Below are 6,964 nucleotides of genomic sequence, written 5' to 3' on the forward strand. Positions count from 1 at the left end.
CTATTTTATGCAAATTAACAGCGCCACGAGCGGCCCCTGGTTCAGCACCCAGTCGCTGGCCAGCTCGGTCGACCGCGCCACCTGGGATCGTGGTCTGACGCTGTACCTGACGCAAAAGGTGTTGTCGCTGGAAATCAAGCCCATGAGCGACTACTGGCAGTTGCTGGCCAGCGTGCAGGGCAGTCAACGCTGGCCGTACCGGGTGTCGATCGAGCTCAGCTTCAAGCCCAATGGCGAAGTCGCCAACTGGGACAGCGACTGCAGCTGCCCGGTTGGCTACCAGTGCAAGCACGGGGTGGCGGTGCTGCTCAAGGCGGCGCAGCAGGGGCGCCGGCTGATGGACCCCAGCGCCGCGCTCAGTGCGTCCGCGCCGGCAGCGCCCACGCCCGAACAGATTGAAGCGGCGCACCAGGCGGCGCTGGCCCGTGCCGCGGAGCAAGCCCGGCGCGAGGCTGAAGCACCTCTGCTGCACTGGCTGCAGGAATTGCACCAGGCCGCGCGCCAGGGTGCGCCGGCCGACATCGACTCGCGCACACCCTTGGTTCACGAACAATATCTCTACCTGTTGTCCGTGGCGGGTGCCAAGGGCCGCGCGCCCGAGCTGCAAATGGACGTCGTCCTGTCCTACCCCAAAGTCCATGGCGGCTGGGCCAAACCCAAAGCCCTGCGCCTGCCGCCGGCGCGCGGCCAAACCACGTTTGACCAGGCCACGCAGATCGATCAAGAACTGCTGCAGTTGATGCGCGCCATGCCCAGCGGCAGCAGTGGTTACTACAGCTACGGCTACAAAGCCAAGGTGACGCTGCACGGCAAGGTCGGCGTCATGGCGCTGCAACAAGCGGCCAGCACGGGGCGCCTGCTGTTTGATAACGGCAAGGGCATGCCGGGCGCCCCGGTGCAATGGGGGCCGCCGCAGCTTGTGCGCTGGGAATGGCACGAAGTCAACAGCCCAGACCTTGACGAGCCCAGCTGGGCCTTGCGCGCCCGGCTGGGCGATGCCCGCGCGCAGTTGTGCCTGAATACGCCACCCCTTTACTTCGATGCGGCAAGTGGTCTGTGCGGCCTGGTGCAGGCTGAGGGCGTGCCGGCGGCGCAACTGGCGGTGCTGCTCAAAGCGCCGCCCCTCAAGCCCTCGGCGTTGAAGGCCCACCAGCTGGCGCTGCTGCAACAACTCGGCCCCGTGCCGCCACCGCCGGTGCTGGAACAGCTCGCCACGCTCTCGGGCATCGCGCCCCGCGCCTGCCTGCACATCGCGCCGGTGCCGGCGACCGACACCCCGGTCAAGGGATTGCTGCAGGCGCAACTGCGCTTTGACTATGCGGGCCGCCAGGGCTGGTGGGCCGGACAAGGCAGCACCGTGCTGATTGATGACGCGCAGGGCCGCGTGCTGCTGCACCGCGACCTTGATGCCGAGCTCGAAGCCGTCAGCCGGCTGGCTCAGTTGGGGCTGCGTGCGGCCGAGCAAGGCCGTTTTGGCATTCCCGGCGACGCCTCGCAACAAGATTGGCTGCAATGGGCGGACAACGGTTTTGCCGTGTTCACGGCGGCCGGCTTTGACGTCACGCAGGACGACGCGCTAACGCACTGGATCAGCCACGCCGACGCGCTCGACGTCACGCTGCAAGGTCAGCGCGAGCCGGGCAGCGACACTGATGATCTCCACGCCCGGGGCGATGCCGACGAAGATCATGAAGGCGCGACCTCACCCTGGTTTGACCTGTCCCTGGGGATGGAGATCAACGGCGTGCGCCACAACATCCTGCCCTGGCTGCCGACGCTGATTGCGCAGGCGGCGACCAGCCCGCTTGACCCGGACACCGGCTTGCCCACCATTGCGCCGTTTATCTTTGTGCCCAACAGCGCCGGCCAGGGCTTCATCCGCCTGCCGACCGACGCGCTCAAGCCCTGGATGGCGGCGCTCTTGGAGCTGGTCGGCGACCGCAGCCATGATTTTTCAGGCGAGAGCCTCAAACTCTCGCGCCTGGACGCCATGCGCACCACCGCCGCCTTGGGCGAAGGCGCCGTGTGGGACGGCGCGCAAGCGCTGCGCCAGATGGTCAAGCAGCTCAGCGGCCACACCGAATTGCCCGAGGTGCCGGTGCCGACCAGCGTGCAGGCCAGCTTGCGCCCCTACCAGCAACAGGGCGTGAACTGGCTGCAGTTCTTGCGCCAGCACAGCCTGGGCGGCATCCTGGCCGACGACATGGGCCTGGGCAAAACGCTGCAAACGCTGGTCCATATCCAGATTGAAAAAGACGCGGGCCGGCTCAAGCACCCGGCGCTGATCGTCGCGCCCGTGAGCCTGATGGGCAACTGGCAGCGCGAGGCGGCGCGCTTTTGCCCCAACTTGCGCAGTCTGGTGCTGCACGGCAAAGACCGGCACGAGCTGGCCGACAGCCTGCACGACTTTGATGTCGTGATCACGCCCTATTCGCTGCTGGAGCGCGACCGCGAGCGCTGGCTGAAAACCCGCTGGCACATCGTGGTGCTGGACGAAGCGCAAAACATCAAGAATGCCAGCACCCAGGCCGCCCAGGTCGCGAGCCAGCTGCGCGCACGCCAGCGCCTGTGCCTGTCGGGCACGCCGATGGAAAACCACCTGGGTGAAATCTGGAGCCTGTTCCACTTCCTGATGCCGGGCTTTCTGGGCAGCCAGAAGAAGTTTGGGGACCTGTTCCGCACGCCGATTGAAAAACTGGGCAATCCGGAGCGGCTGGAACAACTGCGTTCGCGCGTCACACCCTTCATGCTGCGCCGCACCAAGGCGCTGGTGGCGGGCGAGCTGCCGCCCAAGATCGAGACCGTGATGCGCGTCGAGCTCACCGGCAAGCAGGCCGACCTGTACGAAACCATTCGCCTGGGGATGGAGAAAAGTGTGCGCGAAGCCCTGGACACCAAAGGCATGGCCAAGTCGCAGATCACAATTCTGGATGCGCTCTTGAAGCTGCGCCAGGTCTGCTGCGACCCGCACTTGGTGACACTGGCCGCCGCCAAGAAAGTGAGCAACTCGGCCAAGCTGGAACGGCTGATGGAACTGCTGCCCGAGATGCTGGCCGAGGGCCGGCGCATCTTGCTGTTTTCGCAGTTCACCAGCATGCTCAAACTGATCGAGGCGGAACTTGAGAAACGGGGCATTCCCTGGGTCAAGCTCACCGGCCAGAGCCAGAAGCGCGACGCCTTGATCGAGCAGTTCACCAGCGGTGCCGTCCCCTTGTTTTTGATCAGCCTGAAAGCCGGTGGCGTCGGCCTGAACCTGCCGCAAGCCGACACCGTGATCCACTACGACCCGTGGTGGAACCCGGCGGTGGAAAGCCAGGCCACCGACCGCGCCCACCGCATCGGCCAAACGCAAAGCGTGTGGGTCGTCAAACTGGTCGCGCAAGGCACGATTGAAGAGCGGATTCTGGGCCTGCAGGAGCGCAAAGCAGCGTTGGCCGAGAGCATGTACAGCGGCGCGGTCGGGCGCAAACAACCGCTGTTTTCCGAGAGCGATCTGGCGGAGTTGCTCAAGCCGCTGTCTGCTTAGCTTGGGTAGGTCCCCGGGTTAGCGGACCAATTCAATCACTGCGCATGTGCCGTTAGCCGATGGCCGGCGGGATGTCGGTCGGTTCGGATCCCACTTCGACGACAACAGCTGTGCTTGGGGTCGCTGGTACTGTGTCGTCGAGGTCTGATTTCGCGTTCTCGATGATTGCATGACCTTTGCCCAACATTTTCCAGACTTTTTTGTTCAGTTCTCCCAGCTGGGAAGGGTCCGTGAAGGAATCCTTGTGCTTATTCATATTCGGCTTTTATCAACTTGACGACTCGGGAGCAAGGACGACAGTGCCATTTTGTTGCTCAATTCAAAACCAGTCTGTGCGGATTCGCACATAGCGGGTTTTGGTTCCAGATGAATGGTTCATGACGATATCTTTCCATCTCGCTTACCGGTTGCATGGCGGGAAATAGGCCCGCCGTCCGGCTTCGATTTCTGCAATTCCCGTTTCAGCGTTTCGCTCATGCTGCCCAGTGGCGCTCGCCGGCCATGCGATAACGCAAGGACTTTGGCGGGCAGGGGCGGACAATTTGCGGCCTGAGAAGTCTTTGGAGTCAATAAAATGCGCCACCTGCTTATCGCCTTTTTGTGGCTGTTGGGGTCGACGACTTCGGCCATGGCGCAACTCAGTATCGGTGTTGGCATCGGATTGCCTGGTGTCAGCATCGGAATCAACCTGCCGATGTATCCGGAATTGGTCCGGGTGCCGGGCTATGGCAGCAGCAGCGCAGCGGCTGGGACCAATGGAAGCGCAGTACGGTGCCAGCGCCCGCCCCGCTGCCGACCTACCAGCGACGGTATTTAGGGGATCGGTATCCCCCGGCGGAACAGCAACGCTCGCTGCAAAGCCAGCATTACCGCTATCAGCCGCGTGATCCCGTCGTGCGGCAGCACGATCAGGATCAGAAGCGCCCGATGAAGGAGGAACGCGGCCAGGGACGCAGCCGGTAGGGCGGGAGGACCCATCCATCGAACATCCCGCTATCACCCCGGTTGCAGTGCTGCAGGTCGAAGGTCTGTGCTTTGGCTACCCGCAGCGTGCACTGTTCACCGACTGGTCGGCGCGTATCCCGCCGGGGGTCAGCCTGGTGCGGGGCGGGGATGGCAGCGGCAAGACCACGCTGCTTCGGCTGTTGGCCGGAGCGCTGCCCAACCAGGGCGGGCAGCTGCGGCTCAACGGCGCCAGCTTGCGCGCCCAGCCGGGCGCCTACCGGCAGCAGGTGTTCTGGGCTGACCCGCGCTCGGACGCCTTTGAGCAGATCACGCCGGCTGACTACTTGAAATCCTTGCGCCCCCTTTATCCTGGGTTGGACGAACTGCGCTGGGGTGAGCTGATCAAAGGGCTTGTCGCTGGCGCCGCACCTGGACAAGCCGCTTTACATGCTGTCCACGGGCTCAAAACGCAAAGTCTGGCTGGCTGGCGCCTTCGCGTCGGGCGCAGCGGTGACGTTGCTGGACGAGCCCTTTGCCGCGCTCGACAAGGCCTCGATTGGCTTTGTGCTGGAAATCCTGCAAGACGCGGCGCGGCACCCGGCGCGCGCCTGGGTGCTCGCCCACTACGAGGCGCCGGCGACGTGCCACTGGCCCATATCATGGATTTGGCCGACTGAGGGCGGCTGCAGCGGCGACGGCAACTGCGGCCAAATGGGGACAATTTATGGGTTTTCGGCGTCTAGCCCAGGTGGTGTATGCACATGCCGCTATAAAAATAGTAGCATTTCAACACTGCGCGGTAGACCTCCTGACGCTTTGCCAAAAAAGAAGGAGATGCGCTACCCATCAGAATCTGGACGATCGAAGCCCAACGGTCGCCCAAATCGCGTTTCCAGCTAGACTTTGACCATGAACAAAGTCTATGTATTGCTGTGCTGGCTGTTGTTGGGGCTGACTGCGCCCGGCACGCTGGCGTTCGCCAAGACCCCGGGCGAGGTGGAAGTGGGTAGCGTGCTGCGCGACGCCCCGATGCACGGGCTGTCGGGCCCGTCGCGCCTGCTGTCGCACTACCGCGGCAAGCCGCTGATCATCAATGTCTGGGCCAGTTGGTGTGGTCCGTGTCAGCAAGAAATGCCCTCCCTGGAGCGCTTGGCGCGCAGCAAGCTGGGAAAAAATTTTGCGGTCATTGGCATCTCTACGGACGACTACCCAGAGGCGGCGCAGTCCTTTCTGAAGCGTTACCGAACCAGCTTCAGTCACTATATTGATCAGAGATTGTTGTTGGAAAACATGCTGGGCGCAGTGCGGCTGCCGCTCACCCTGCTGGTGGATGCGCAGGGTCGGGTGCTGGCCAAATACGTCGGTGCCAAAGAGTGGGACAGCCCGCAGGCGATGCGCCTGATCGGGCAGGCCTTTCAGCTCAAACCGTAGCGGGCGCCAGGCGAATTGAGCCGTCTGCAGCGCCGCCCTCAAACCGGTTCCTGGTACTGGTCTTCCAGCAACTTGGCCTGCGCCGCGGCCAGCCGCGCGATCGGCACGCGCGGGCCTGAGCACGACACGTAGTTGAGCTTGATGTGGTGGCAAAAGCGGATCGAGCCGGGGTGGCCGCCATGTTCGCCGCAGATGCCGACTTTCAGGTCCGGGTTGGTGGCACGGCCGTTTTGCACCGCCATTTTCATCAGCTGCCCAACGCCCTTGATGTCGAGCACCTCGAACGGGTTGTCCTCCAGAATGCCGGTCTCGTTGTAGAAGGGCAGGAACTTGTTTTCGGCGTCCTCGCGGCTGAAGGAGAAGGTGGCCTGGCTCAGGTCGTTGGTGCCGAAGGAGAAGAACTCGGCGGTCTCGGCCATGCGACCGGAGCGCATGCAGGCGCGCACCACCTCTAACATGGAACCGAACTTGAACTGCACGTCGATGCCGTGGGTGGCACGCACTTCCTGGCGGATGCGCTGCACATAGCTGTGGATGCGCTTGAGCTCTTCCACCGTGGCCACCTGCGGCACCATGATTTCGGGATAGATCTCGATGCCCTGCTTGCCGCACAGGGCCGCGGCTTCCAGAATCGCCCGGATCTGCATACAGTAGATTTCAGGGTAGGTGATGCCCAGACGCACGCCGCGGTGGCCCAGCATCGGGTTCACTTCGGCCAGCGCGCGCACTTTTTTCAGGATTTTTTCCTTCTTGGCAATGACCTCGTCCTCCATGTGCGACTTCTTGAAGGTGCCCAGCGCGCCCATCAGGGGCGTCAGACCGTCAGCGTACTGCTGGTAAAGCTTGGGGTTGAGCATCTTGAGCGTTTCGGGCAGGTCTTCCAGCGCCTTGATGGTGTCGCGCAACTGGTGCAGATGCGCAATCTCGACTTCCAGCTGCGCCGCCGTCGGCAAGAATTCATGCATCGGCGGGTCCAGCAGCCGCACCGTCACGGGCAGGCCCTTCATCGCCTTGAAGATGCCCTTGAAGTCGGCGCGCTGGATCGGCAGCAACCGGTCCAGC

The 6,964-nt window shown here is 63.4% G+C and carries 6 protein-coding genes; 3 read left to right on the top strand and 3 right to left on the bottom strand.

Annotated elements, in window-relative coordinates:
• The first annotated feature begins 7 nt into the window (after positions 1 to 7).
• Positions 8 to 3,526, top strand: coding sequence for a DEAD/DEAH box helicase (locus tag GZ093_RS11405; protein WP_296485994.1), 3,519 nt, complete (start codon positions 8 to 10; stop codon positions 3,524 to 3,526).
• Positions 3,527 to 3,578: 52 nt separating this feature from the next.
• Here the strand turns inward: GZ093_RS11405 and GZ093_RS11410 are convergent, their stop codons facing one another.
• Positions 3,579 to 3,782, bottom strand: coding sequence for a hypothetical protein (locus tag GZ093_RS11410; RefSeq protein WP_296485995.1), 204 nt, complete (start codon positions 3,780 to 3,782; stop codon positions 3,579 to 3,581).
• Between the two features lie 119 nt (positions 3,783 to 3,901).
• The gene (locus GZ093_RS11415) at positions 3,902 to 4,156 is read right to left on the bottom strand and encodes a hypothetical protein (protein ID WP_296485996.1); all 255 of its coding nucleotides are present in this window, start codon (positions 4,154 to 4,156) and stop codon (positions 3,902 to 3,904) included.
• Between the two features lie 380 nt (positions 4,157 to 4,536).
• Between GZ093_RS11415 and GZ093_RS11420 the strand changes: the two genes are divergently transcribed.
• The gene (locus tag GZ093_RS11420; RefSeq protein WP_296485997.1) at positions 4,537 to 5,148 is read left to right on the top strand and encodes an ATP-binding cassette domain-containing protein; all 612 of its coding nucleotides are present in this window, start codon (positions 4,537 to 4,539) and stop codon (positions 5,146 to 5,148) included.
• 232 nt (positions 5,149 to 5,380) lie between these two features.
• Entirely contained in the window at positions 5,381 to 5,902 is a 522-nt protein-coding gene (locus GZ093_RS11425) for a TlpA disulfide reductase family protein (RefSeq protein ID WP_296485999.1), read from the top strand.
• 38 nt (positions 5,903 to 5,940) lie between these two features.
• On the opposite strand, the gene GZ093_RS11430 is transcribed toward GZ093_RS11425, so the two are convergent.
• On the bottom strand, positions 5,941 to 6,964 hold a 1,024-nt coding region (locus tag GZ093_RS11430), incomplete at its 5' end, for a putative PEP-binding protein (RefSeq protein ID WP_363260644.1).

Origin of the sequence: Rhodoferax sp. (assembly GCF_010365055.1) — a bacterium.
Lineage (GTDB): Bacteria > Pseudomonadota > Gammaproteobacteria > Burkholderiales > Burkholderiaceae_C > Rhodoferax.